This window comes from Alteromonas sp. Cnat3-28 (genome assembly GCF_022348265.1).
GTDB classification, from domain to species: domain Bacteria; phylum Pseudomonadota; class Gammaproteobacteria; order Enterobacterales; family Alteromonadaceae; genus Alteromonas; species Alteromonas macleodii.
Genome location: NZ_JAKREY010000046.1, coordinates 1 through 2,601, shown reverse-complemented (window position 1 = coordinate 2,601; position 2,601 = coordinate 1). Strand labels below are relative to the sequence as shown.

The window sequence follows — 2,601 nt, the reverse complement described above, 5'->3', positions numbered from 1 at the left end:
TGCATATTCCGGCCTGATCTGAACAGCGATTCTGGAAACACTTGAACACCTATTCTGGAATTATTTGAACACTGATTCCGGATTTATTTAGTACAGTTTTGGGCTTATTTCCGGAATCGGTGTTCAAGTACACCGGAATCATTTCAACGCATTGAAATCACTATTAATTTGATAACTTAACCACTGACTTTTCGTTGGCGAGTGAGGGTTAGGTTTGAAAAGGATTACAATGCGTAAAATCAGAGAGGTTTTAAGGCTGCATTTCTCGGCGGAATTGAGTATCCGCGAGATTCATCGCAGCACCAAAGTCAGTGTCGGCAGTATTCAAACACTGCTCAGCAAAGCCAAGTCCATGAACTTATCCTGGCCGTTGCCAGATGAACTGGATGATACCCAGTTGGCCCGACTCTTTTACCCGCAAGCCGATACCCGTCATGCCAAGCGATTTCAGGAGCCAGACTGGGCAGACTTGCGCAAGCAGTTGAGCCGTAAAGGCGTAACCAAACTGCTGCTGTGGGAAGAATACACACAGCAATACCCTAATCGTTGTTACAGTTACTCTCAGTTCTGCGACCGTTATCTGCACTGGCTGAAGAAACAGCGCCGTTCGATGCGCCAGCATCACCGGGCGGGTGAAGTATTGTTCGTGGACTATGCGGGGCAAACCATGCCTGTCGTGAATCCACAAACAGGCGAAATCCGACACGCGCAAATCTTCGTCGCGGCCATGGGCGCGAGCAGTTATTACTACGCTGAAGCGACCTGGACACAGGGCTTACAAGACTGGCTGGGCAGTCATGTGCGGGCGTTTGAGTATCTCGGTGGCGTACCCGCCATAGTAGTGCCGGATAACTTAAAAAGTGCCGTCACCAAAGCCTGTAAAAGCGACCCGGATATCAACCCAGCCTATCAGCAACTAGCGGCTCATTATGATACGGCCATCGTGCCTGCCAGACCGTACAAACCCAAAGATAAAGCCAAGGCCGAAGTGGGTGTGCAAATCATCGAACGATGGATATTAGCCCGGCTTCGCCATCATACCTTCTTCTCGCTGTATGAGCTGAACCAGTGTATCCGAGCCTTGCTGACAGAGGTGAACAATAAACCGTTCAAACAAATGACAGGCACACGTCAGCAGTGGTTCGACGAACTCGATAAGCCTGCATTAAAACCACTGCCGCGCCATGCCTATGAATACACCGACATCCGCCAGGCTAAAGTGAACATCGATTACCATGTGCAGTACGAGAATCACCTGTACTCGGTGCCGCATCAACTGGTGAGTGAACGGGTAGAACTCCACGCAAAGCCACGCTTGGTAGAAATCTACTTCCAGGGCAAACGTGTGGCCAGCCATCCACGCAATGACCGTTATGGCTTTACCACCACGCCGCAACACATGCCTGCACAACATCAGCATTACCATAAGGTGAGCGAAGGCAGCCTGATGAACTGGGCCAAGGACATCGGTGATGACGTGCTTGTCTGGGTGAAAGCCCAGCTTAAACGCAAACCGCATCCTCAACAGGCGTTCCGCGTCTGTCTGGGTGCATTGCGATTGGCCAGTCAGCATCCGCCGCAGCGGCTCAATACGGCCTGCAAACTGGCTAATCAGCATCAGCTCTATCGCCTGCAACAGCTCAAAGACATCTTAAACAGCAATCAGGACAAGCTCATCAGTGAATCCAGCCAGGACACCCTGACACTCCCTCAACACCACGAGAATATCCGTGGCCCACAGAGCTTCCACTAAGGAGAAAATCCATGCTAACCACCACACTGTCACAACTGCACCAACTCAAACTCAGCGGCATGGCTAAAGCCCTGAGTCAGCAACTGGAACAACCGGGCCAATATCAGGACTTATGCTTCGCCGAACGCCTGCAACTGCTGACCGACCAGGAAATCCATGAACGGGACAACCGTAAGCAACAGCGCCTGCTTAAACAGGCGCAACTGAAACTCGCGGCCAACGCCCATGACATCGACTATCAGCATCCGCGCGGACTGCAAAAAAGTGTGATGACAGGGTTACTGCAATGCGACTGGCTACAACGGCAACAAAACCTGTTACTCACCGGGCCGTGTGGCACCGGGAAAACCTATATCGCCTGCGCGATTGCAAACACCGCCTGCCTTAAAGGCCACACGGTGAAATACTACCGGGTGAGTCGTCTGCTGATGGAACTCACCCAAGCCAAAGCGGATGGCACGTACAGCAAGAAGCTCAAAAGCCTGGCAAAACTTAACCTGCTCATCCTGGATGACTGGGGCCTTGAACCGTTAAAGGCGGCTCAGCGCAACGACCTGATGGAAATCATGGATGACCGCCACGGAAGCAGCTCAACTATCCTCATCAGCCAGTTACCCACCGACCAATGGTATCAATCCATCGGCGATAACACGCTGGCTGACGCCATCCTCGACCGCCTGATGCACAACGCTCACCGGATCAAACTAAAAGGGGAATCAATGCGAAAAACACTGGCGACCGTTGACGCCACTTGAACACTTAAGGTAAAAATCGACTAGCCAACGATGCGTTGATCTGAGGTGTTCAAATAAAACCGGAATGAGTGTTCAAGTAAATCGGAATACGCA

Annotated in this window: 2 protein-coding genes; both read left to right on the top strand. The window is 51.4% G+C overall.

The window, feature by feature from the left end; translation table 11 throughout:
* Window positions 1–229 precede the first annotated feature (229 nt).
* Complete coding sequence (gene istA, locus MHM87_RS19735; protein WP_239260863.1) at window positions 230–1,753, top strand: IS21 family transposase; 1,524 nt, start codon at window positions 230–232, stop codon at window positions 1,751–1,753.
* Window positions 1,754–1,764: 11 nt separating this feature from the next.
* Window positions 1,765–2,508: an IS21-like element helper ATPase IstB gene (gene istB, locus MHM87_RS19730; RefSeq protein ID WP_239260861.1), complete on the top strand. Its 744-nt coding sequence runs from the start codon at window positions 1,765–1,767 to the stop codon at window positions 2,506–2,508.
* The last annotated feature ends 93 nt before the right edge of the window (window positions 2,509–2,601 follow it).

Coding starts and splice junctions, on each gene's coding strand:
- istA (WP_239260863.1), top strand. CDS start 230: ATGCGTAAAATCAGAGAGGTTTTAAGGCTGCATTTCTCGGCGGAATTG.
- istB (WP_239260861.1), top strand. CDS start 1,765: ATGCTAACCACCACACTGTCACAACTGCACCAACTCAAACTCAGCGGC.